Here is a 23247-nt window from a genome sequence, read left to right as displayed (position 1 = left end):
CATGCGACACGTCGTGCTGAAGGGGGGCGAACGGGTTTCCGCGCTCGGGCTCGGAACCTGGAAGATGGGGATCGGCGAGCCGGACGAGGCCGGCCAGATCGAGGCGCTCCAGACGGGCATCGATCTCGGCATGACCCTGATCGACACGGCAGAAATGTACGGCAACGGCCGTTCCGAAGCGTTGGTCGGCAAGGCCATTCGCGGCCGGCGTGACGGGGTCTTCCTTGTCTCCAAGGTCCTGCCGGAAAATGCCTCCCGCGAGGGCACCGTCGAGGCCTGCGAACGGTCGCTCCGGCATCTCGGCACCGACCGCATCGACCTCTACCTGCTCCACTGGCGCGGCCGCCATCCGCTGGCCGGAACGGTGGAAGCCTTCGAGCGCCTGCGCGCCGACGGCAAGATCCGCCACTGGGGCGTCTCCAATCTCGACCCCGCCGACATGGCGGAGCTTTCCGGCCTGCCGCAGGCGCAGAACTGCGTCGCCAACCAGGTGATGTACAATCTCGCCGAGCGCGGGATCGAATGGGATCTGCTGCCCGAGGCGGAGAAGCGGCAGATCGCCATCATGGCCTATTGCCCGCTGGGCGAGGGACAGCTGATCGATCATCCGGAGCTTGCGGCGATCGGCCGCCGATACGGCGTTTCGGCGGCGACGGTCGCGCTGGCCTGGCTTCTCACCCGGCCCGGCGTGATCGCCATCCCCAAGAGCCGCAGCGCGAACCGCGTGCGGGAGAATGCGGCGGCGGCCGATCTGGTGCTTGCGCCGGAGGATCTTGCCGCGCTCGACCGGCTGTTTCCGCCGCCCCGCGGCCCGCAGCCGCTGGCCATGACCTGACTTTTCGACCCCAGCCCCACCCGGAGATGACTATGCCTGATTATGCTGCCCGGCTGGCTGCGCTTCGCAGCCGCATGAAAGCCTCCCATACCGATCTCGTCGCCGTCGGACCGAGCTCGCACATGTTGTGGTTGTCCGGTGTTTCGCCGCATGGCGACGAGCGCCCGGTGATGCAGATCGTGACCGCCGACAAGGCGGCCTTCCTGATGCCGAAGCTCAATGCGGATGCGGCGCGCAAGGACACGGACCTGCCCTTCTATCTCTGGGCGGACGACGAGGGCGCAAACGGGGCGCTCGACACGCTGCTCACCGAATTCGGCGTCAAGGACAAGGCCGGTCTCCAGGTGTCGCTCGACGAGACGATGCGCGCGGATTTCGCCCTGCTGCTGCTCGGCGCCCTGAAGCAGCCCGGCCATGCCTTTACCGGCGAGACCGTCGGCTGGCTGCGGGCGCGGAAGGATGAGGAAGAATATCGCCTCCTCAAGGAGAATGCGCTCCTCAACGACGAGGCCGCGATGGCCGCCTTTGCCTCGCTGAAAGAAGGCATCAGCGAGATCGAAGTGGCCGAGGTGGTCAAGAATTTCTATCTCGAGCGCGGCGCGGTGGCCGAATTCACCATCGTCGGCTTCGGCGAGAACGGCGCCTATCCGCATCACCATTGCAGCGACCGCCGGCTGAAGGCGGGCGACAGCGTGCTCATCGATATCGGCGGCCGCAGCAAAGGCTATCCGAGCGACATGACCCGCATGGGCTATTTCGGCTCCAAGCCGGACGGTCTCGACGAGATCCACGCCATCGTGGACCGGGCGGTGAAGGCGGCGATTGCGGCGGCGAAGCCGGGTGTCACGGCAAAGACGGTCGATGCGGCAGCGCGCGGCGTGATTGCCGAGGCGGGCTATGGCGAATTCTTCCTGCACCGCACCGGCCATGGCCTCGGCATCGACATTCACGAAGGCCCCTACATCACCGCCACGTCGGATGGGGTGCTGGAGGAAGGCAATGTCTTCTCCATCGAGCCGGGCATCTACCTCAAGGGGCGGTTTGGCGTGCGGCTGGAGGAAATCGTCATCCTGCGCAAGGATGGCGCCGAAGTGCTGTCCGGCCTCTCGCGCTCGCTGGTGAAGGGCGGCTAAGCGCCGCTTCCATGCACGTCCCTCCAGGCGGGCTTCGTGCCCGGCTGGGGCAGGGCGGTCGCCTCGTAGAGGCCGCGGGCCACGGCGCGGGCCATGGTCACCATGGCCATATGGCAGATATCCATGAATTCCATCGGCGTTGCCACGAGCTTTTCCCCCGTGGCGGCGCCGAACACCGTATCGCCGTCCGACGGGAAATGGGCGGGATGGATGGCGCGCACCAGCCCGTCCTGTCCGAGGATCGAAAGGCGATGGCATTCCGCCTTGGTCAGGCGCGCATCGGTAACGACCATGCCGATGGTGGTGGCGGTAGGCTCCATGCCCTTGACGAAGAGGGCGGTCTCCTCTGCCCCAAAGCGGGGCGGGTAGCCGAGCCCGCCGAATTCCTCCGCCACTTCGAAGGGTGCGGCCCAGAAATGCGGGCCTTTGCCGACGGTCGGGCTGCCCAGCGCATTGACGGCCACGAGGGCTGCGACCCGGTGGCCGGCGGCGGTGACGGCACTTGCCGAGCCGAGGCCGCCCTTCAGCCGCGCCGTGGTCGCGCCGGTTCCCGCGCCCACCGTTCCGAGCGGGAAGGCGCCCTTCGATGCCGCCCGGTAGGCGGCGTATCCCATGCGCTGGTAGGGGTTCTGGTCGCCCCAGTCCTTGTTGCCGCCATTCATCAGATCGAACAGGATCGCCTGCGCGGCAATCGGCACGATGGTGTTGCCGAAGGCAAGGCCGCGCCCGTCCTGCCTCAGGCCATCGAGAACCCCGCCCGTGGCGTCGAGGCCGAAGATCGAGCCGCCCGACAGCACGAGCGCATCCACCGCCTGCACGCTGTTTTCGGGGCTGAGCATGGCGCTGTCGCGGCTGCCCGGCGCGCCGCCGAGAATGGCGATCGAGGCGGTGGCCTGCCGGTCGAAGACGACCACCGTCACGCCTGTCGCCCGGTCGAGATCGGTGGCGTGACCGACGGAGAGGCCGTCGATATCGGTGAGCAGGTTGAGCATCGGCACGTCCTTCCGGGGTGGGTCGGCGGCCAGTATAGGCCGCCCGTTCCGGGCAGGAAAGGTCAGGCGGCGTGCACGCAGACGCCGGCGATATAGGTGGCCTGGTGATCGAGCGCCTCGGTGAGGATGACGAAATCCGCATCCATGCCGGTCTGAAGCCGGCCCTTGCCGCCGGCGACGCCGGCGGCCTCGGCGGGGTAGAGGCTTGCCATGCGCAGGGCCTCGCCAAGCGGAAGGCCGAGCGTCTCGTGGACGAAACGGACCGAGGACAGCATGTCGATATCCGCGCCTGCCAGCGTGCCGTCCGCCAGCGTCAGTCGTCCGTCCTTCCGGTAGATCTGCCGGCCGTTCAGGGTGAAGCCGTCGAGATCGGTGCCGATGGTGGACATGGCGTCGGTGACGAGGAAGATGCGGCCGGGGCCGTTCTTCGCGGAAAGGGCGATGCGCATGGTGACCGGGTTGACGTGGAAACCATCGGCGATCAGGCCGGCATGCAGCATGCCTTCCTCCAGCGCCGCGCCGACCACGCCGGGCTCGCGATTGCCGAGCTGGCTCATGGCGTTGAAGAGGTGGGTTACCGCACGGGCACCGGCGGCCGCATAGTCGAGCGCGGTATCCGCATCGCAATCCGTATGGCCGAGGCTGACGAGAATCCCGGCGGAGGAGAGCGCATCCACCTGCTCGGGCGTCACGTTTTCCGGGGCGACCGTGGTCATCAGGACCGGCATCTGCCCGACGGCGCCGATCAGGCTGTCGAGGTCTGCCGGCTCCATCGGCCGGATCAGGGAGGGATCATGCGCGCCCTTGCGGGCGACGGACAGATGCGGTCCTTCGAGATGCAGCCCGAGAAAGCCGGGTACACCGGCGCGGGTGGCCTCGATACCGGCGGCCAGGGTGGCGCGGGTGATGTCGACCCGGTCGGTGATCAGCGTGGGCAGAAGCGCTGTCGTGCCGAAACGGGCATGGGCGGCACAGATGGTGGCAATGCCTTTGACGCTCTGGTCGTCGTTCAGCATGACGCCGCCACCGCCATTCACCTGGAGATCGATGAAGCCCGGCACGAGGAGGGCGTTCTCGGGCAGTGCGACGATCCCGGCGCCTGCGGGCACCTCGTCCTCGTCCACGATGCCGGCAACGCGGCCGTTCTCGACGAGAAGCACCGCCTCGTTGATCCAGCTCTCGCCGGTAAAGATCCGCGCGCCCCTGAAGGCGATCTGATGGCTCATCGGGTTTCCGTCACTTTCTTGAGGGCTTCCGGCTTGTCGGGATTGTATCCGAGCGCGCGCGACCAGGCTTCGACGAAGCCGTAGAAGGGAATGATCAGGCACAGGGCATCGGTGAGGAAATGCCCCGTTTCCACGAAGGGGAGACGCCCCGCCCGTGCCGACTGCGCGGAGGTGGCATAGACCGAGGCGCGCTTCTCCGCCAGCCCGTCCGCAACCGTGGCGATGGAATTTTCCGCCGCATCGCGGGCGGCAAAGGCGATGACCGGAAATTCCGGTTTCACGAGCGCGACCGGCCCATGCAGCACTTCCGCCGCCGAATAGGCCTCCGCATGCAGGCCGGAGGTTTCCTTGAACTTCAGCGCCGCCTCGCTGGCGATGGCGAGAGAGGGGCCGCGGCCCAGCATGTAGAGCGACGAGGCGTCCTTCAGGTCATCGGCCAGAACCGGCAGCCAGTCGAGGCGGACCGCCTTTTCGAAATGGGCGGGAAGCGCCCGGATCGCGGCCGAGAGTTCGGCATCGCCCGTCCATTCGGCCAGCAGGATCAGCCCGGCCAGAACCGAGCTGACATAGGATTTGGTGGCTGCGACCGCGAGTTCGGGTCCGGCCGCAATGTCGATGGCGTGACGGGAGGCGGCGGCAAGCGGCGAGCCCAGCGTGTTGGTCAGCGCAATGCTTTCCGCGCCGCTGCGGGTCGCGGCTTCCGCCATGGCCACGATGTCGGGGCTCTTGCCCGACTGGGAAATGGCAATCGTGGCGGCGCCCGAGAGATCCAGCGTCACGTCATAGATGGAGGCAAGGGACGGGCCGACGGAGGCGACCGGTTTGCGGGCGACAAGCTCGATGGCATATTTCAGGAAATGGGCCGCGTGGTCGGAGGAGCCGCGCGCGATGGTGGCGACATAGGCCGGGTTGCGCTCGCGCAGCGACAGGCCGGCCTGGCGCAGGCCGGCGGCCGATCCGTCGATCAGTCGCGCCGCCGCCTCCGGGATCTCGTCGATTTCGCGTCGCATGTGGGTCTGCATGGTCATTCCTCGTTCAGGGCCGGGCCGCGTCATTCCGCGGGGTCGTTGTCGGCAAGGGTCATTTCGGCGACGAAGTCGTAGGCGTCGCCGCGATAGAGGGAGCGGGTGAATTCCACCACGCGCCCGGAGGCAAGGTAGGACACACGCTCGATGGACAAACCGGCGGCGCCTGCGGGAATGCCGAGAAGCTCCGCATCCGGCTCTTTCACGTTGCAGGCGGAAATGCGCTGGATCGCCCGCACCGGCCGCGCTCCGCAGCGGTCGAGTTCGGCATAGAGCGAGGTGGTGACATTTTCCGGCTCGGGCAGGAATTCGGTGGAAATGCTGGCGCGCTCGATGGCGAGCGGCGTGCCGTCCGCCATGCGCAGACGGCTGATGCGGGCCACCATGGTGCCGGCGGACAGGCCCAGCATCACCATTTCATCGGTGGTGGGGTGGAAGACGCCCTGTTCCAGCACCTCCGCATGGGTGGTGAAGCCACGGCGCGCCATGTCCTCGGTAAAGGAGGTCAGGCGCGAAAGCGATTGCTGGACCTTGGACACCGGCTTCGACACGAAGGTTCCCGAGCCGTGCCGGCGCACCAGAAGCCCGTCGCGCACCAGATCGTCCACCGCCTTGCGCACCGTGACGCGGCTGACATCGGCGATTTCCGCCAGGTCCCGTTCCGGAGGCAGCGCATCGCCCTGTTCCAGCTTGCCGCTGCGGATGGCCTCTTCGAGCACTTGCCGGAGCTTCATGTAGAGCGGGCCGCGTCCGGTCTTTTCCAGTGCATCGGCCGAAAGGATGGTCGAGAGAATCATGCCGCCGCTCCGGTCCTGTGCAGAAAACGTTGGCGGGCCAGCGCAATGGCGCCGTCGAGCCCGTCCCCACGGGCCGGCCTCAGGCGGGCGCGATGCCGCTCGGCCAGCCAGGGCGCATACTGATCGGACAAGCCGCCCACCAGGCAGAGCGGAAGCGGCCCGCCCAGCGTGTAGAGCCGGTCCAGCGCCTCGTCGACCGCATGGGCCGCGAGGCGGATCACCCGCAGACCCGCCGCATCGCCGAGTTCCGCATGGGCAAAAACCTGGGCGGCCCGGGCGGCGAAATCCGCTGGCTGGGCCGTGGCGGCAAAATCCACCATGTCCGAAGGCTTGCCGCCGAATTCGTCCAGCAGGGCGCGGGCGAGCGGGGAGGGCGTGCGGATGCCGTCATAGGCGAGGATCGCCTCCTGCATGGCCGCCTGGCCGATGCGCGCGCCGCTGCCGAGATCGGCCAGCGCGAACCCCCATCCGCCAATGGTGCGCAAGACATTATCCTGCCGGATGAAATAGATGGTGCCGGTGCCGATCACCGCCACGCTTCCGTCGCCGGATCCCAAAGCGCCTTCCAGCGCCACGAGACCGTCGGAATCGATCGCGGCCCGCACGAAGGGCAGCTTCTTGCGAATGTGATCGACCGCGCGCGGCACGGTGCTGCCGGCCAGACCCAGAAAGACCGGAATATGGGCCAGCCGCCAGGCCTCGATCCCGGCCTTGGCCAGCGCCTGCGACGCGGCGGACAGGATATTGTGGGCAGCGAGGTCAGGGTCCGTCAGAATATTGGCCGGGCCGCTGACGCCGCGGGCGAGTATCAGCCCGGACGCGTCCGCTATCGCCGCCCTGCAAAACGTTCCGCCACCATCGACGCCCAGGATGAAGTCTGACATGGATCACCTCCGGCCGGTATAATACCAAAAAAATACCATTAACCAAGGCGGTTTTTGCGGCGGTCGGGGTAATTTTCATAAAAGCCTGTTTTTCATGGCAATTCTTGTAAATCTGAGGGGCTTTTGCGGAGGTCTCGAACAGAATTGTTAATTTTCATATGGACAATTGGTATTTTTTTGGCATTATCCCGATCAGGTGGAGGCGAGCAATGTCAATCGAACGGACAGAGTTGAGGCATGAAAGCGGTGCGGCGCTCGATGCGCTGCCGCCGCTTGGTATGCTGGATCTTCTGTTTGAGGGACAGGTGGCTGCCGCCGGCATCGTCGGCGCGGCGCTGCCCAGCATTGCGGCGGCCGCGGAGGCCATGGCGGCTGCGGTTCGGGCCGGCGGCCGGCTGATCTATGCGGGCGCCGGGTCTTCCGGCCTGATGGCGATGGCGGATGCGCTGGAGCTGTCCGGAACCTATGGCATCGAGGCCGAGCGCATCCTCATTTTGATGGCGGGCGGCCTGCCGGGCGCGGGTGCGGGGCATCCGTCTCTTCCCGGCGGTCCCGAAGACGATGCGGAGGCGGGCCGCGGAGCGGTGCAGGCGCAGTCGATCGGGGCCGGCGATGTGGTGATCGCGGTCACGGCCAGCGGTTCGACGCCCTATGCGCTGGCGATTGCCGAGGCGGCGCGCGCCCGTGGCGCTGCCGTGATCGGCCTTGCCAACAATGCGGGTGCGGCCCTGTTTTCCCATTCGGATTTCGCGGTTCTGCTGCCGACGCCGCCGGAGATCGTGGCGGGGTCTACCCGTCTCGGGGCCGGCACGGCGCAGAAGATCGCGCTCAATCTCCTGTCCACGCTGATGGCGTCGCTGCTCGGGCATGTTCATGCCGGGCATATGGTGAACCTCAAGGCGGACAATCAGAAGCTTCGTGCGCGAGCCCAGCGCATGGTGTCGGATATTTCCGGCATCGGTACGGAAGAGGCGGCGACCCATCTCGCCAAGGCTTCCGGCTCCGTGAAGATCGCCGTGCTGCTCGCCGCCGGGGCGAGCGGAGTGGAGGAGGCCGAACGGCTTCTCGCGGCGGGCGGCCAGCATCTGTCGACCGCGCTCCGGCACCTGAAAGACCGCAAGGCAAAAGTCTAGAACAGGAGCGCCATCGGGGCGCTTCAACCGAGGGAGAACAAAATGACCCGTACCATCGTCAAGGCCATGCTCGTATCCACGAGTATCCTGGCATCCATCAGCGCCGCCAAGGCGGACACCACCCTGACCATCGAGAGCTGGCGCAACGACGACATCAAGATCTGGCAGGAAAAGCTGATCCCCGCCTTCGAAGCGAAGAACCCGGGCATCAAGGTGAATTTCGCCCCGACCGCGCCGACCGAATACAATGCCGCGCTCAACGCCAAGCTGGACGCGGGTTCTGCCGGCGACCTCATCACCTGCCGCCCGTTCGATGCGTCGCTCGAACTCTATAACAAGGGCCATCTGGCCGATCTTTCCGGCCTGAAGGGCATGGAGAACTTCTCCGACGTCGCCAAGTCCGCCTGGACCACCGACGACGGCAAGGCCACCTTCTGCGTGCCGATGGCTTCGGTCATCCATGGCTTCATCTACAACAAGGACGCCTTCGAGAAGCTCGGCATTGCCGTGCCGGCAACCGAAGACGAGTTCTTCGCGGCGCTCGACAAGATCAAGGCCGACGGCACCTATGTTCCGATGGCCATGGGTACGAAGGATCTCTGGGAAGCCGCGACCATGGGCTACCAGAACATCGGCCCGAACTACTGGAAGGGTGAAGAAGGCCGTCTGGCGCTCATCAAGGGCGAGCAGAAGCTGACCGACGCCGCCTGGGTCGAGCCCTACAAGACGCTCGCCAAGTGGAAGGACTATCTCGGCGACGGCTTCCAGGCGCAGACCTATCCGGACAGCCAGAACATGTTCACGCTCGGCCGCGCCGCCATCTATCCGGCCGGTTCGTGGGAAATCTCGGGCTTCAACACCCAGGCCCAGTTCAAGATGGGCGCCTTCCCGCCGCCGGTGAAGAAGGCCGGCGATACCTGCTACATCTCCGACCACAACGACATCGGCATCGGCCTCAATGCCAAGAGCGCCAATGCGGATGCGGCCAAGACCTTCCTCACCTGGGTCGCCTCGCCGGAATTCGCCGAAATCTACGCGAACTCGCTGCCGGGCTTCTTCAGCCTGAACTCCACCCCGGTGAAGATGACCGATCCGCTGGCCCAGGAATTCGTCTCCTGGCGCGACAAGTGCAAGTCGACCATCCGTTCGACCTACCAGATCCTGTCGCGCGGCAAGCCGAACCTGGAAAACGAAACCTGGACCGCTTCGGCCAATGTCATCAACGGCACCTCGACCGCCGAAGATGCCGCCAAGAAGCTCCAGGAAGGCCTGGACAGCTGGTACAAGCCGGCGAAGTAAGGTGTGAAACGGCCCTGCGCCTCAACCCGAACCCGGGGATAGCGCAGGGCCATTCATTCCCCACTCCCGCCTTCGGTGACGGCGGGAGTGGCCATTGAAAACGTACGGCGGCGTTCCCCTCCCCCTTGTGGGGAGGGGTCAGGGGTGGGGGTAAGCCTGGAAAAGACCCGGCTTCGTACCGACGGAAAAGCCATGTGCGTTCCGCAGACCCCCACCCCTAGCCCCTCCCCACAAGGGGGAGGGGAACGTCACCCGACCATGCGACTGCATGCATGGAACTTATTCAATCCGATCAGGGGGAGCGATCATGACATCGATGGATGAGACCGGGGCCACGGCACCGCTGAAGCGGCCGACCCGCTGGCATATCCTGGTGTTTCTGACGCCGGCGCTCATCATCTATTCCATCGTGATGATCCTGCCGCTGTTCCAGACGCTGTGGCTGTCGCTGTTCAACGTGACGAAGGACGGTACGCCCGTCTTCGTCGGCCTCGGCAATTTCCAGGTGCTGTTCGGGGACGCCCGCTGGGCCGCCGATTTCTGGAATGCGCTGAAGAACAACCTGATCTTCTTTGTCGTGCACATGCTGGTGCAGAACCCGATCGGGGTGGCGCTGGCCGCCATGCTGTCGATCCCGAAGCTGCGTTTCGCCTCCTTCTACCGCACGGCGATCTTCCTGCCGACGCTTCTGTCCTTCGTGATCGTCGGCTTCATCTGGAAGCTGATCCTGTCGCCGCTCTGGGGTGTCGCGCCCTGGCTGATGAGCCTTGTCGGCGCGAAAAGCCTGTTCCTGCCCTGGCTCGGCCTGCCGAGCACGGCGCTGATCACCGTGTCGCTGATCTCGGTCTGGCAGTATGTGGGCATTCCGATGATGCTGATCTATGCGGCGCTGCTCAACATTCCCGACGAGGTGATCGAGGCCGCCGAATGCGACGGCATCACCGGCTGGGCGCAGTTCTGGAAGATCAAGCTGCCGCTGATCCTGCCGGCCATCGGCATCATCTCGATCCTGACTTTCGTCGGCAATTTCAATGCCTTCGATCTGGTCTACACGGTGCAGGGGGCGCTCGCCGGTCCCGATGGCTCGACCGATATTCTCGGCACGCTGCTCTACCGCACCTTCTTCGGCTTCCAGCTGCAGCTCGGCGACCGTTCCATGGGCGCGACGATTGCCACCGTGATGTTCCTGATCATCCTCGCCGGCGTGTCGCTCTACCTCTTCATCATCCAGCGGCGCATCCGCCGCTACCAGTTCTGATCCCCGGGGGAGGTTCGTCATGTCCAAGGCACGCACATCGCCCATCCGCGCCGGTTTCGTCCATCTGGCCCTCGGCACCTATACGCTGATCGCCCTCTTCCCTGTCTTTCTCACCATCGTGAACTCCTTCAAGGATCGCGGCTCGATCTTCCGCTCGCCGCTGCAATTGCCGGGCCCGTCGAGCTTCAGCCTGATCGGCTATGAAACGGTGCTGAAGCAGGGCGATTTCGTCGGCTATTTCACCAACAGCCTGACGGTCACCTGCGTCTCGATCTTCCTCGTACTGCTGTTCGGCGCCATGGCGGCCTTTGCCCTTTCGGAATATCGCTTCAAGGGCAATGCGCTGATGGGGCTCTATCTCTCGCTCGGCATCATGATCCCGATCCGTCTCGGCACGGTGGCGATCCTGCAGGGCATGGTAGCGACCGGGCTCGTCAACACGCTGACGGCGCTGGTGCTGGTCTATACGGCGCAGGGCCTGCCGCTTGCGGTCTTCATTCTTTCGGAATTCATGCGGACCGTTTCCGACGACCTCAAGAATGCGGGGCGCATCGACGGGCTTTCGGAATATGCGATCTTCTTCCGCCTCGTCCTGCCGCTCGTCCGGCCGGCCATGGCGACGGTCGCGGTCTTCACCATGATCCCGATCTGGAACGATCTCTGGTTCCCGCTGATCCTCGCGCCGGCGGAAGCCACGAAGACGATCACGCTCGGCAGCCAGGTCTTCATCGGCCAGTTCGTCACCGACTGGAACGCGGTTCTCTCGGCGCTGTCGCTGGCGATCTTCCCCGTTCTCGTTCTCTACATGATCTTCTCGCGGCAGCTGATCCGCGGCATTACCTCGGGAGCCGTGAAATGACCGGAAAACCCTTGCGCGTCGTCGTTGCCGGCCTCGGCAATATGGGCCGCAGCCATGCGCTCGCCTATCACCGAAATCCGGGTTTCGAGATCGCGGCGCTCGTCAACCGCTCGAAGCCGGCACTGGAGGGCGAGCTTTCGGGCTACGCGATCCTGCCGGATTTCAAGGCGGCGCTGGCCGAGCTGAAGCCCGACGTCGCCTCGATCAACACCTATTCCGACAGCCATGCGGATTTTGCCGTGACGGCGCTGGAAGCGGGCTGCCATGTCTTCGTGGAAAAGCCGCTCGCGACCACGGTTGCCGATGCGGAGCGCGTGGTGGCGGCGGCGAAGGCCAACGGACGCAAGCTCGTGATCGGCTATATCCTGCGCCATCACCCGTCCTGGATGCGGCTGATCGAGGAGGCGCGCGCTCTCGGCGGACCGTATGTCTTCCGGATGAACCTCAACCAGCAATCGTCAGGCCCGACCTGGGAAACCCACAAGGCGCTGATGCAGACCACGTCGCCGATCGTCGATTGCGGCGTGCATTATGTGGACGTGATGTGCCAGATCACCGATTCCCGCCCCGTGGAAGTGCGCGGCATGGGCCTGCGTCTCTCCGAGGAGGTGGCGCCGGGCATGTATAATTACGGGCACCTGCAGGTGCTGTTCGCGGACGGTTCGGTCGGCTGGTACGAGGCCGGCTGGGGGCCGATGATTTCCGAAACCGCCTTCTTCGTGAAGGACGTGATGTCGCCGAACGGCTCCGTCTCCATCGTGATGGAGAATGCGAAGTCCGACGATATCGACGCCCATACCAAGACGGCGATGATCCGGGTGCACAAGGCAAGGCGCGGGGCCGATGGCCGCTTTGCCGAGCCCGATCTCGACCTGAAGATGGACGGAGAGCCCGGCCATCAGGATCTCTGCGAACGGGAACAGGCCTTCCTGCTGAAGGCCATTCGCGAAGACATGGATCTCGGCCGCCACATGCAGGATGCGGTGGAATCGCTGAGGGTCTGCCTTGCGGCGGACGAAAGTGTAAGGACCGGCAAGCCGGTTCTGATTTAAGGGGGAATTTGCCGTGGGCGCGCTTCAGCTACAGAATATCCGCAAGACCTTCGGGGCCCATGAGGTTCTGAAGGGCATCGATCTCGACGTGAAGGATGGCGAATTCGTCATCTTCGTCGGCCCGTCGGGTTGCGGAAAATCCACACTCCTTCGCGTCATTGCGGGTCTGGAGGATGCGTCCACCGGCAGCATCCGCATCGACGGCCAGGAAGTGGCGACCGTGCCGCCGGCCAAGCGCGGCATTGCCATGGTGTTCCAGTCCTATGCGCTCTATCCGCACCTGACGGTAAAGGACAATATGGGCCTCGGGCTGAAGCAGGCGGGCACGGACAAGGCCGAGATCGAGAAGCGGGTGGCGAAGGCCTCGGCCATGCTGTCGCTCGAACCCTATCTCGCGCGCCGACCGGCCGAGCTGTCCGGTGGCCAGCGCCAGCGCGTCGCCATCGGCCGCGCCATCGTGCGCGAGCCGAAGCTCTTCCTGTTCGACGAACCGCTGTCCAACCTCGATGCGGCGTTGCGCGTGCAGACCCGGCTGGAGATTGCGAAACTCCACCGCGACCTCAAGGCCACGATGATCTACGTCACGCACGACCAGGTCGAGGCGATGACGCTTGCGGACAAGATCGTCGTGCTCTCGGCCGGCGCGATCGAGCAGGTGGGTTCGCCCATGGAGCTCTACAATCGCCCGGCCAATCTCTTCGTTGCCGGCTTCATCGGCTCGCCGCAGATGAACTTCATCGAGGGCGGGCGGCTCGGCGAAAGCGTCGCCACCATCGGCATCCGCCCCGAACATATTGCCCTTTCCCGCGACAGCGGCGAATGGCAGGGCAAGGCTGTGCATGTGGAGCATCTCGGCGCCGATACGATCGTCTATCTGGAAACGGAAAAGGCGGGGCTCGTCACGGTGCGCCTCTTCGGCGAGCATCACGTGAACCCGGACGATATCGTTTATGCCACGCCGGACCGCGCGCAGATGCACCGTTTCGACGCCAATGGCAGGGCGATCCGTTAACCCGGCAGGCGTATGGCCGGGTCCGGATCAACAGGAATAGACGCATGATCGTTTGCTTCGACATCGGCGGAACCGCCATCAAGGGCGCCTATGCGAAAGGCCCCGAGGACATCGAGACGCTGCCGCGCGTGCCGACGCCGCTCCACGACTTCGATGCCTTCGTCGGGGCGCTGAAGGCCGTGATCGCCGGCGCGCCGGACCCGGTCTCCTGCGTCAGCATCTCGATTACCGGGGTGATCGATGCGGAAAGCCGGCTGATCACGGTCGCCAATATTCCGTGCGTCCACGGTCGCGCCATCGAGGCGGATCTGGAGGCGGCGCTTCAATTGCCGGTCATCGTTTCCAACGATGCGGATTGCCTCGCCATGGCCGAATATGGCACCGGCGCCGGCAAGGGGCATCGCGTCGTCTTCGGCGTCATTCTCGGCACCGGCGTGGGCGGCGGTCTGGTGATCGATGGCGAGTTGATCAATTCGGATGGCGGCTTCGCGGGCGAATGGGGGCATGGCCCCGCCGCCCCCCGTTTCGGCGGCACGCCGGAGGTTCAACTGCCGGCCTTTGCCTGCGGTTGTGGCCTTTCGGGCTGCCTCGATGCAACGGTGAGCGCGCGGGGCATGGAGAAGATGCATCGCTTTCTCTGCGAGGAGGAAAAGACGAGCGAGGAGATCACCGCCGCCTGGCTTGCCGGCGAGGAGAAGGCAACCCGCACCATCGACGTGCTCTGCGACGTCACCGCGGGGCCGCTCGCCATGCTGGTCAACACGGTCGGCGCGGGCATCGTGCCGGTCGGCGGCGGGCTCGCCCGCTGCGTGCCTCTCATTGACGAAATCGACCGGCGGGTGCGGGCGCGCATCCTGAAGAAGCTCGACCGGCCGCTGGTCGTGCCAGGTCTCTGCACCATCGAACCCGGGCTTGTGGGTGCTGCGGTGCTGGCCTTCAACAGGGGGCATGCATGAGGAAACGGCTGCTGGAGGTCTGCGTCGACGATGCGGCCGGGCTGCAAGCCGCCATCGAGGGCGGCGCGGACCGGATCGAGCTGTGCAGCGCGCTTTCCGTCGGCGGCCTGACGCCTTCTCCCGGCCTTATGGCGCTGGCGGCGGACGCCCCGGTCCCCGTCTATGCGATGATCCGGCCACGCGCCGGCTCGTTTCTCTATGGAGAGGCCGATCTCCGGCAGATGGAAAACGATATCCGCACCGTGATCGGTTTCGGTCTGGAGGGGATCGTGATCGGCGCGAACCATGCGGACGGACGGCTGGACGGCGCGGCGCTTCAGCGTCTGCTTGCCGCGGCAGAGGGACTGCCGGCAACCCTTCACCGCGCCATCGATCTGGTGCCCGACTTCAACGAGGCGGTCGAGCGGGCGGTGGCGCTCGGCTTCGAACGCATTCTGACCTCGGGTGGGGAAAAGACGGCGCTTGCCGGCCTCGACCGGATCGCTCAGATGGTGGCCCGTGCGGCGGGGCAGATCGCGATCATGCCGGGGTCCGGCATCACGCTGGACACGGTCGACCCGATCCTCGCGCGCCTGCCAGACGTGGACATTCACGCTTCCTGCTCGTCCCCCGGGCGCGCGGAGCCGGAAAATGTGCTCTCGCTCGGCTTTGCTGCCGGGCCGCAGAAGCAAACCGATGCCGCGAAGGTGCGGGCGCTGAAGGCGCGCATTGCCTGAAGGAGGAGCGTCCGGGTCGACGGTTCGCCGTCATGCCAGGGCTCGTCCCGAGCATCGACAGGTCCATCGATTGTCCGACAGGTTGGCAGATCCTCGGCCCGGAGGCCGAGGATGACGTCGGGGATGCCGTATCCGTAACGGAAAAGCGGAACGCGTGACGGAAAGGCTGGTCCCGGGTCGATGCCCGGGATGTGTCGTTTCAGACGGGGAAGAGCTTCCAGCGGGTCGGGCGGAAAGCAATCCGTTTCGGATCGAGCCGGGCGGCCTGTTCCGGCGTGACTTCCAGTTCCACATGGGCGCCGCTCCCGAGCGCCACTTCCACATGGCGCGTGCCGGCGACGCGGCGGGTCGTGGCAATCCGTCCCTCGAAATGGGGCGCGTCGTCTTCCACCAGCACGATATCCTGCGGGCGGAAATAGAGCAGCGCCTCGCCATGCTTGTCTTCCGCGGCCGCCATGCCGAGACTCTTGCCTTCAAAGCGGATCTCGCCGCCGTCGACCGCGACCCTCAGGCAGTTGGATTCGCCGATGAAGCCGAAGACGAAGGGGGAATTGGGGCTGTCATAGACCTCGTCCGGCGTGCCGACCTGCTCGATCTTGCCCTGGCTCATCACCACCACGCGATCCGCCAGTTCCAGCGCCTCTTCCTGATCATGGGTGACGAAGACGGTCGTGTGGCCCGTGCGGTCGTGGATTTCGCGCAGCCATTTGCGCAGGTCCTTGCGCACCTGCGCATCGAGCGCGCCGAAGGGTTCGTCGAGCAGCAGCACGTTCGGTTCCACCGCCATGGCGCGGGCGAGCGCCACGCGCTGCCGCTGGCCGCCGGAGAGCTGCGTCGGGTAGCGGTTTTCCATGCCTGTCAGTTGCACGAGATCGAGCAATTCCTTGGCGCGGCGGCGGATTTCCGCCTTGGGCGGACGGGTGGCGCGCGGGCGCACCTTCAGGCCGAAACCGATATTGTCCAGCACCGTCATATGGCGGAAGAGGGCATAATGCTGGAAGACGAAGCCGATATTGCGCTGCTGCACGGTCTTTTCGGAGGCGTCGGTATCGCCGAAGAAGATGCGGCCTTCGGTCGGGGTTTCGAGCCCTGCGATCAGGCGCAGCAGCGTCGTCTTGCCGGAACCGGAGGGGCCGAGAAGCGCGATCAGCTCGCCGGAGCGGATATCGAGCGACACGTCGTTAAGCGCCGGAAACCGGCCGAATTCCTTGCGGATGTTTTGTACCTTGACTTCCATGGGTCCCTCAGTGGCGTCGGCTGGCGGAAAGTTCGGCGCTGAAACGGTGCTCGAGCAGCGATTTCAGCACCAGGGTGACCAGCGCCAGCAGCGCCAGCAGTGTGGCAACCGCAAAGGCGGCCACGAAATTATATTCGTTGTAGAGAATTTCCACCTGCAGCGGCATGGTGTTGGTCTGGCCGCGAATATGGCCCGACACCACCGAGACGGCGCCGAACTCGCCCATGGCACGGGCGTTGCAGAGCAGCACGCCATAGAGCAGGCCCCACTTGATGTTCGGCAGCGTGACATACCAGAAGGTCTGCCAGCCGCTGGCGCCCAGCGAAAGGGCTGCTTCCTCATCCGCGCTGCCCTGTTCCTGCATCAGCGGAATGAGTTCGCGGGCGACGAAGGGGAAGGTGATGAAGACGGTGGCGAGCACCAGTCCGGGCACTGCAAAGATGATCTGCACGCCCGCGCTCTGCAAGAAGGGACCGAGCAGCCCCTGCGCCCCGAAGAGCAGCACGAAGACCAGACCGGAAATGACAGGAGAGACGGAGAAGGGCAGGTCGATCAGGGTGGACAGGATCGCCTTGCCCTTGAATTCGAACTTGGCGATGGTCCAGGCGGCGACGACGCCGAAGACGAGGTTGAGCGGCACGGAGATGCCGGCCACCAGCAGGGTCAGCCGGATGGCCGAGAAGGTTTCCGGATCGGAGAGCGATTCCAGGAAGGGGACGATGCCCTTTCTCAACGCCTCGGCAAAGACCGCCAGCAGCGGCATGGCGAGCACCAGCAGCAGGAAGACCAGCGACAGGCCGATCAGGATGGCCCGGGCGAGCGGCGTTTCCGTGGTGACCGCATGATCGGTCGCGGGATTATGCGCCATAGCCATACCTCCTGCGGCTCCAGGCCTGAATGAGGTTGATGACGAAGAGCATCGAGAAGGAAATGAGCAGCATGACGACCGCGATCGCGGTGGCGGCCGGATAATTGAATTCCTCGAGCTTGATGACGATCAGCAGCGGAGCGATCTCCGACTTGAAGGGCAGGTTGCCGGCGATGAAGATGACCGAGCCATATTCGCCGACGCCCCTGGCAAAGGCGAGCGAAAAGCCGGTCAGCACCGCCGGGGCGAGGCCCGGCAGCAGCACGCCGAAGACCGTCTGCAGGCGGCTTGCGCCGAGCGTGGCGGCGGCCTCTTCCACCTCGCGGTCGATCTCCTCCATGACGGGCTGGACCGTGCGGACCACGAAGGGCAGGCCGACGAAGATGAGGGCGATGACGATGCCGACCGGCGTGAAGGCCACCTTGAGCCCCAGCGGCGCCAGAAGCGAGCCGATCCAGCCCTTGGGCGCATAGAGCGTGGTCAGCGCAATGCCGGCGACTGCCGTCGGCAGGGCAAAGGGCAGGTCGACCATGCTGTCGATGATCTTCTTGCCGGGAAACTGGTAGCGCACCAGTACCCAGGCGAGCAGCGTGCCGAAGACCACATTGGCGAGCGCGGCGATGAAGGCGCAGCCGAAGCTGATCCAGAGCGCATTCAGCGTGCGCTTCTCGAAGGCGAGCGACCAGAAATCATGCCAGCCGAGGGCGGCGGACTTGAAGAACAGCCCGGCCAGCGGAACGAGGACGATGAGTGTCAGCCAGACAAGCGTGTAACCGAGCGCCCACCGGAAGCCCGGTAGAACGCTCGGTTGTCTGAACTGCCACCCTGAAGAGGGCGATCGTGTCATGGGGGTCCGTTTACTGCGCCGGTTGATAGATCTGGTCGAAGAGGCCGCCATCGGCAAAGAACTCCGGCTGCGCCTTCGCCCATCCGCCGAAGTCGTCGATGGTGACGAGCTTCACCTCGGCAAAGCGGGCAAGATCGGCCTTGTCGGCGAGCTCGGGCTTGGCCGGGCGGTAATAGTGCTTGGCCGCCAGCTTCTGGCCGACATCCGAGTAGAGATAGTTCAGATAGGCTTCCGCCGCCTTGCGGGTGCCCTTGGCATCCACATTGCCATCGACCAGCGCCACCGAGGGCTCGGCCTTGATGGAGACGGACGGGGTCACGATCTCGAAATTGCCTTCGCCCAGTTCCTCGAGGGCGAGATAGGCCTCGTTCTCCCAGCTCAGCAGCACATCGCCCTGTTCGCGCTGCACGAAGGTGGTCGTCGCACCCCGCGCGCCGGTATCGAGGATCGGCACATGCCTGTAGAGCTCGGTGACGTAGGCTTTCGCCTTTTCCGCGTCGCCGCCATTCGCCTGCTTCGCCCAGGCCCAGGCCGCGAGGAAGTTCCAGCGCGCGCCGCCGGAGGTCTTCGGGTTCGGGGTGATGACCTGGACGTCATCCTTGATCAGGTCGCCCCAGTCCTTGATGCCTTTCGGATTGCCCTGACGCACCAGGAAAACGATGGTTGACGTGTAGGGTGCGGAATTGTTTTCCAGCCGCTTCTTCCAGTCGGCCGGGATCTTGCCGGTCTTTTGCGCGATCGCATCGACGTCGGCTTCGAGCGCAAGGGTGACGACATCGGCCTGGAGGCCGTCGATCACCGCGCGGGCCTGCTTGCCGGAGCCGCCATGCGAGGTTTCGACCGTCACGGCCTCGTTTCCGTCGGCCGCCCATTTTTCCGCAAAGGCGGCGTTGAAGTCCTTGTAGAACTCGCGCGTGGGATCATAGCTCACGTTCAGCAGCGTCTGGTCGGCACGGGCCGCCGGTGCCTGCATGCCAAGCGCTCCCCCGATGACCAGCCCAGCCGCCAGAAGCTGTCTTACCAATTTCGTCTTCATCGCCACCTCCTTGGTTTGCCATGAAACTCTAGCAAATTGGTCGTGTTTCAGAACGGATGATTTTCCCTCTTTCCACGCTCCCCGGAAAAACCTTACCCCGATTTAGCCACAATCGTAAACGGCCCGTGCAAAGGGAAGGGAAGGGCCGGTCCGGCCCTTGGCGTTCCCGGAGCCGAAACTGGCCTTCGCGCGACATCTGCGCCGGGAATCTCCGGTCCTGGAAAGATTCAACCGATTCAATCCCTGTCAGGCCTTTCCCGGCCCCTTTACGGCCCCAGATTATCGTCTTACAGGCAGTTTTACCCGGTAGGGCCGGGATCCCGACAGGCTTTCTAGTCCTGCGGACGGGAGTGGACCACCAACAGGAGGAATGAGCTTGGCTCGCGTTACCCTTAGACAGTTGCTCGATCACGCCGCCGAATACGGCTATGGCGTGCCCGCCTTCAACATCAACAACATGGAACAGGGCATCGCCATCCTCGAAGCTGCGGCGGCCACCAATTCGCCGGTCATCATCCAGGCGAGCCGCGGCGCGCGCGCTTACGCCAACGACATCATCCTGTCGAAGCTGATCGACGGTCTCGTCGAACTGCATCCCGACATCCCGATCTGCATGCATCTCGACCACGGCAACAACGAAGCCACCTGCATGTCCGCGATCCAGTACGGCTTCACCTCCGTCATGATGGACGGCTCGCTGAAGGAAGACGGCAAGACCCCCGCCGACTATGCCTATAATGCCGGCATCACCAAGCGCGTGGTCGACATGTCCCATTGGGGTGGCGTTTCGGTCGAAGGCGAAATCGGCGTTCTCGGCTCGCTGGAAACCGGCGAAGGCGAGAAGGAAGACGGCCACGGCTTCGAAGGCAAGCTCAGCCATGACCAGCTGCTGACCGATCCGGAACAGGCGGCTCAGTTCGTCCGCGATACGGGCGTCGATGCGCTCGCCGTCGCCATGGGCACCTCGCACGGCGCCTACAAGTTCAGCCGCAAGCCTGACGGCGCGGTTCTGGCGATGAACGTGATCGAGGAGATCCACCGTCGCCTGCCCGATACCCACCTCGTCATGCACGGCTCTTCTTCCGTTCCGGAAGAGCTGCAGGAAATCATCAACAAGTTCGGCGGCCAGATGAAGCCGACCTGGGGCGTCCCGGTCGAGGAAATCCAGCGCGGCATCAAGCACGGCGTCCGCAAGATCAACATCGACACGGACAACCGCATGGCGCTGACCGGCGCGATCCGCAAGGTGCTCTCCGAAAGCCCGTCCGAATTCGATCCGCGCAAGTATCTGAAGCCGGCCATGGAGGCCATGACCAAGCTCTGCAAGCAGCGCTTCGAGGAATTCGGCACCGCCGGCCATGCCGACAAGATCAAGCCGATCCCGCTCTCCGACATGGCCAAGCGCTACCGTTCCGGCAGCCTTGCCCCGAAGATCTCCTGATTTCGGCGATTGCGCGTCCCATGGGGCTGCGCTAATATAAAGGAGTGGAAGGACGGGTTGCTCCCCGCCCTTCCGTTTTTACCTGATGATCAGTTCGACCCGCACGATGGCCTGCCAGCCCGTGCGGGTTTTCCTTAGCTCAAACGTGATCCTGATAGGAAACCATTCCATGTCAGATCCTCCTGTGCGACGGCAAAGCTGTTGCCTCAGCCGGGGGAGCTCGTCTTCCCCGGTGCGCCGGGCAGGCGCGGCGCGGTCTGCTTCTGCCGTCGAACAGAAGAAAATTAACACATTCGGATATTCTGTAAAGAAAGCCTGATGTCAGGCGTAGGCGCCCCGGCGCAGGCCTTCCACCCAGTTGCGGCAGAGCGTCACGCCATCCTCCGGCCGGAAGCCGGTGGGATTGAGGCACCAGTTGAGCCACAGGCCATCGAACATGGCTGCGAACTGGATGGCGGCGAGGCGCGGATTGGCGACCCGGAAGCCTTCAGCCTCTGCGAGGTCGGAAATCAGGCTTTCCATCCGGCTGACATAAAGTCCGTTGTCCCGCTGCTGGGCCGCACTCATCTTCGGGGAATGGAGGACGAGACCCCAGAAGACGATCCAGACGCCCAGCGTCGACTGATCGAAGATTTCGGGCGAGAAGGAGGCCTCGATGCAGGCTTCCATGCGGGCGGCAGGCGTATCGTCCGCCTCGGCGATTGCCGCCGCAATGCCGCTCTGGATTTCCGCCGCCATCAGATCGAAGGCATAGGCGACCAGTTCGTTGACCTCTCCGAAGTGATGGGTGATGAGGCCCTGCGTGACGCCGGCTTCCGCGGCGATCTGCCGGACGGAAACGCCCGCATGTCCATTGCGCTGGATGCAGCGCAAGGCGGCTTCTCCAAGCTGCCGGCGGCGGTCTTCCGCGGTCTCGCGGCGGTAGCTCGCGCGCGGCTTCTGCATCATCTTCAATCTCATCAGGCCCAGCGGTCCTTCCGGCTGCGCCTTTCCCGGATATCGGAAAGGCATTCAACGAACTGATAATGAATAGAATATTTGATGCTATACGACTTTATAATAATAAGCTTAGCGGGTGGAGGGCGAGACGGGAAGGGGCGCAGTTCCGGCAAAAGCAGATGGCTGCCTTGCGCCTGGAAGGGGGCTTCGCACCGGGCAGGCCAGACCTGTCAGTCGGTAATCTCATAGGGAAGGGTGCCGCGCATGTCGTGGCGGATGACCAGCTTGCGTTTCAGGGGCGGCACGGCGCGGCTCGGGCAGCGCACCCGTTCGCAGATGCGGCAGGAGATGCCGATGGGATCGTAGGCGGCGCGGTTGGTGAGGTCGAGATCGTCGGCATAGACGAAATTATCCGCATAGGAAATTTCGCAACCGAGCGCGATCGAATAGCGTGGCCGCGCTGCGCCGAAGCGGGCATTGCCCTTGGTAATCTGGGTGGCCAGGCAGAGATAGCGCACGCCATCGGGCGTTTCGGCGAGCTGGCGGATGATGCGGCCCGGCATTTCAAAGGCCTGATGCACGTTCCAGAGCGGGCAGGCGGCGCCGAAGCGGGCAAATTGCAGCTTGGCGGCGCTGTGGCGCTTGGTGATGTTGCCCGCCCGGTCGATGCGGGCGAAAAAGATCGGGATGCCCTTGGCACCGGGGCGTTGCAGCGTGCTGAGGCGATGGCAGACCTGCTCCAGCGACGCGCCGAAGCGGGTGGCGAGGAGCTCGATATCGTGCCGCGCCTCGCGGGCCGCCTTCAGGAATTGCTGGTAGGGCAGAAGGAGTGCGCCTGCGAAATAATTGTGCAGCCCGATGCGGCAGATTTCTTCCGCCTCCTCGCTGCGGAAACCCGCTTCGGCGATGACCGTATCGAAGAGTGCCCCGTCCTGAAGCTGGGCAATCTGCAACGCCAGCTGGAAATCCCGGCTGGGGGCGGGGGCATAGGGATTGACCGAAAGGCGTCTCATGCGGGCATCGTACTGGCGAAGATGCTCGTCTTCCGGATTGCCGCGGACCACCTCGATCCCGTGCTCGCGCTGCAGATGCTGCACCAGAAGCGCGTGGTTTTCGCTCTCGCCCAGGCCGATCTTTCCGGCAAGCCGTTCGGCCGCCACATCGAGCGCATGGATGTAATTGTCGACGAAGTGAAAGAAGTCGCGCACTTCCTCGTAGGGCGTGGGTTCCGCCAGCCCGGCCATCTGCCCCAGGCGGTCGTCGAAGCTCGCCAGCTGCTCGCCGCTGCGGCGATAGGCCTGATGGGCGGTGATCAGCGCATGGGCAAGGCCCGGCGCGTTCTGCGTGACGAGCTTCAGCTCCTGAAGGCTCGGGCTATAGGTTTCGAACAGCGGATCGGACAGTGCCTCGGTCAGCGCCGACAGCAGCCGGTCGCCTTCCCCGGAGGAGAGATCGGCAATGTCGATCTGGAATTTCTCCGCCAGAGCCAGAAGGACGGCTGCCGAAACCGGCCGCTGGTTGTTCTCGATCTGGTTCAGATAGGAGGTGGAAATGCCGATGCGTTCGGCAAACTGGCCCTGCGTGGCCCGGTTTGCCTCTCTCAATTCCCTGACCTTGCGTCCGATATAAAGCTTGCCGATCGCCATTTCGCAAATTCGCAATTTTCACTTCGCAAATTTGTATCTTACGCATCTCTACCCGT

General features: G+C 64.6%; 22 protein-coding genes. 11 read left to right on the top strand and 11 right to left on the bottom strand.

Translation table 11 applies throughout. The features are described 5' to 3' along the window. Position 1 precedes the first annotated feature (1 nt). Positions 2–835, top strand: a complete 834-nt coding sequence (locus ACT54B_RS05340) for an aldo/keto reductase (RefSeq protein WP_476043382.1) — start codon at positions 2–4, stop codon at positions 833–835. 32 nt (positions 836–867) lie between these two features. Then, a complete protein-coding gene (locus tag ACT54B_RS05335) occupies positions 868–1968 on the top strand; it encodes a M24 family metallopeptidase (protein WP_476043381.1) in 1101 nt (366 codons plus the stop codon). Here the strand turns inward: ACT54B_RS05335 and ACT54B_RS05330 are convergent. The 5 genes from ACT54B_RS05330 to ACT54B_RS05310 all read right to left on the bottom strand — a co-directional run bounded on the left by ACT54B_RS05330 (position 1965) and on the right by ACT54B_RS05310 (position 6892). Continuing rightward, the gene (locus tag ACT54B_RS05330) at positions 1965–2960 is read right to left on the bottom strand and encodes a P1 family peptidase (RefSeq protein WP_476043380.1); all 996 of its coding nucleotides are present in this window, start codon (positions 2958–2960) and stop codon (positions 1965–1967) included. The two genes, ACT54B_RS05335 and ACT54B_RS05330, sit on opposite strands and share 4 nt — an antisense overlap. A 62-nt stretch (positions 2961–3022) precedes the next feature. Next, positions 3023–4186 carry an N-acetylglucosamine-6-phosphate deacetylase gene (nagA, locus tag ACT54B_RS05325; protein WP_476043378.1) on the bottom strand — a complete coding sequence of 388 codons (1164 nt, stop codon included), beginning with the start codon at positions 4184–4186 and terminating at the stop codon, positions 3023–3025. Further along, positions 4183–5208: an SIS domain-containing protein gene (locus ACT54B_RS05320; protein WP_476043376.1), complete on the bottom strand. Its 1026-nt coding sequence runs from the start codon at positions 5206–5208 to the stop codon at positions 4183–4185. The genes nagA and ACT54B_RS05320 overlap by 4 nt, the downstream gene beginning before the upstream one ends. 29 nt (positions 5209–5237) lie before the next feature. Further along, positions 5238–6008 carry a GntR family transcriptional regulator gene (locus ACT54B_RS05315; protein WP_476043375.1) on the bottom strand — a complete coding sequence of 257 codons (771 nt, stop codon included), beginning with the start codon at positions 6006–6008 and terminating at the stop codon, positions 5238–5240. Next, positions 6005–6892, bottom strand: a complete 888-nt coding sequence (locus ACT54B_RS05310) for a glucosamine kinase nucleotide-binding domain-containing protein (protein ID WP_476043374.1) — start codon at positions 6890–6892, stop codon at positions 6005–6007. The genes ACT54B_RS05315 and ACT54B_RS05310 overlap by 4 nt, the downstream gene beginning before the upstream one ends. A gap of 209 nt (positions 6893–7101) precedes the next feature. On the opposite strand from ACT54B_RS05310, the gene ACT54B_RS05305 reads away from it, so the two are divergent. The 8 genes from ACT54B_RS05305 (at position 7102) to ACT54B_RS05270 (ending at position 15177) form a co-directional block, all read left to right on the top strand. Further along, a complete protein-coding gene (locus ACT54B_RS05305; protein ID WP_476043372.1) occupies positions 7102–8025 on the top strand; it encodes an N-acetylmuramic acid 6-phosphate etherase in 924 nt (307 codons plus the stop codon). Between the two features lie 42 nt (positions 8026–8067). Further along, positions 8068–9324 carry an ABC transporter substrate-binding protein gene (locus ACT54B_RS05300; protein WP_476043371.1) on the top strand — a complete coding sequence of 419 codons (1257 nt, stop codon included), beginning with the start codon at positions 8068–8070 and terminating at the stop codon, positions 9322–9324. A 307-nt stretch (positions 9325–9631) separates the two neighbouring features. Continuing rightward, a complete protein-coding gene (locus ACT54B_RS05295) occupies positions 9632–10582 on the top strand; it encodes a carbohydrate ABC transporter permease (protein ID WP_476043369.1) in 951 nt (316 codons plus the stop codon). A gap of 19 nt (positions 10583–10601) precedes the next feature. Beyond that, positions 10602–11441 carry a carbohydrate ABC transporter permease gene (locus ACT54B_RS05290; protein WP_476043367.1) on the top strand — a complete coding sequence of 280 codons (840 nt, stop codon included), beginning with the start codon at positions 10602–10604 and terminating at the stop codon, positions 11439–11441. Then, on the top strand, positions 11438–12493 hold the full coding sequence (locus tag ACT54B_RS05285; RefSeq protein WP_476043365.1) for a Gfo/Idh/MocA family protein: 1056 nt from the start codon (positions 11438–11440) through the stop codon (positions 12491–12493). The genes ACT54B_RS05290 and ACT54B_RS05285 overlap by 4 nt, the downstream gene beginning before the upstream one ends. 13 nt (positions 12494–12506) lie before the next feature. Then, on the top strand, positions 12507–13505 hold the full coding sequence (locus ACT54B_RS05280) for an ABC transporter ATP-binding protein (protein ID WP_476043363.1): 999 nt from the start codon (positions 12507–12509) through the stop codon (positions 13503–13505). Positions 13506–13549: 44 nt separating this feature from the next. After that, positions 13550–14461, top strand: a complete 912-nt coding sequence (locus tag ACT54B_RS05275) for an ROK family protein (RefSeq protein ID WP_476043361.1) — start codon at positions 13550–13552, stop codon at positions 14459–14461. Next, complete coding sequence (locus ACT54B_RS05270; RefSeq protein ID WP_476043360.1) at positions 14458–15177, top strand: copper homeostasis protein CutC; 720 nt, start codon at positions 14458–14460, stop codon at positions 15175–15177. The genes ACT54B_RS05275 and ACT54B_RS05270 overlap by 4 nt, the downstream gene beginning before the upstream one ends. 199 nt (positions 15178–15376) lie before the next feature. Here ACT54B_RS05270 and ACT54B_RS05265 read toward each other — a convergent pair whose 3' ends face one another. From ACT54B_RS05265 to ACT54B_RS05250, 4 genes are read right to left on the bottom strand one after another with little or no spacing between them, the layout of a single operon-like run. Next, positions 15377–16414 carry a sulfate/molybdate ABC transporter ATP-binding protein gene (locus ACT54B_RS05265; protein WP_476043358.1) on the bottom strand — a complete coding sequence of 346 codons (1038 nt, stop codon included), beginning with the start codon at positions 16412–16414 and terminating at the stop codon, positions 15377–15379. A gap of 7 nt (positions 16415–16421) precedes the next feature. Further along, on the bottom strand, positions 16422–17288 hold the full coding sequence (cysW, locus tag ACT54B_RS05260) for a sulfate ABC transporter permease subunit CysW (protein WP_476043357.1): 867 nt from the start codon (positions 17286–17288) through the stop codon (positions 16422–16424). Beyond that, entirely contained in the window at positions 17272–18129 is an 858-nt protein-coding gene (cysT, locus tag ACT54B_RS05255) for a sulfate ABC transporter permease subunit CysT (protein ID WP_476043355.1), read from the bottom strand. The genes cysW and cysT overlap by 17 nt, the downstream gene beginning before the upstream one ends. 10 nt (positions 18130–18139) lie before the next feature. Continuing rightward, positions 18140–19165, bottom strand: coding sequence for a sulfate ABC transporter substrate-binding protein (locus ACT54B_RS05250; RefSeq protein WP_476043353.1), 1026 nt, complete (start codon positions 19163–19165; stop codon positions 18140–18142). Between the two features lie 376 nt (positions 19166–19541). On the opposite strand from ACT54B_RS05250, the gene fba reads away from it, so the two are divergent. Further along, positions 19542–20606, top strand: coding sequence for a class II fructose-bisphosphate aldolase (gene fba, locus ACT54B_RS05245; RefSeq protein ID WP_476043351.1), 1065 nt, complete (start codon positions 19542–19544; stop codon positions 20604–20606). 321 nt (positions 20607–20927) lie between these two features. Here fba and ACT54B_RS05240 read toward each other — a convergent pair whose 3' ends face one another. Together ACT54B_RS05240 and ACT54B_RS05235 are read right to left on the bottom strand one after the other, a co-directional pair. Beyond that, entirely contained in the window at positions 20928–21566 is a 639-nt protein-coding gene (locus ACT54B_RS05240; protein ID WP_476043349.1) for a TetR family transcriptional regulator C-terminal domain-containing protein, read from the bottom strand. A gap of 209 nt (positions 21567–21775) precedes the next feature. After that, positions 21776–23191, bottom strand: a complete 1416-nt coding sequence (locus ACT54B_RS05235) for a helix-turn-helix domain-containing protein (protein WP_476043347.1) — start codon at positions 23189–23191, stop codon at positions 21776–21778. Between the last annotated feature and the right edge of the window lie 56 nt (positions 23192–23247).

The sequence above is a fragment of the Gellertiella sp. DMC107 genome (assembly GCF_056313605.1).
Note: the sequence above shows the minus strand (reverse complement) of the source record. Positions and strands in the feature narration are given on the sequence as shown.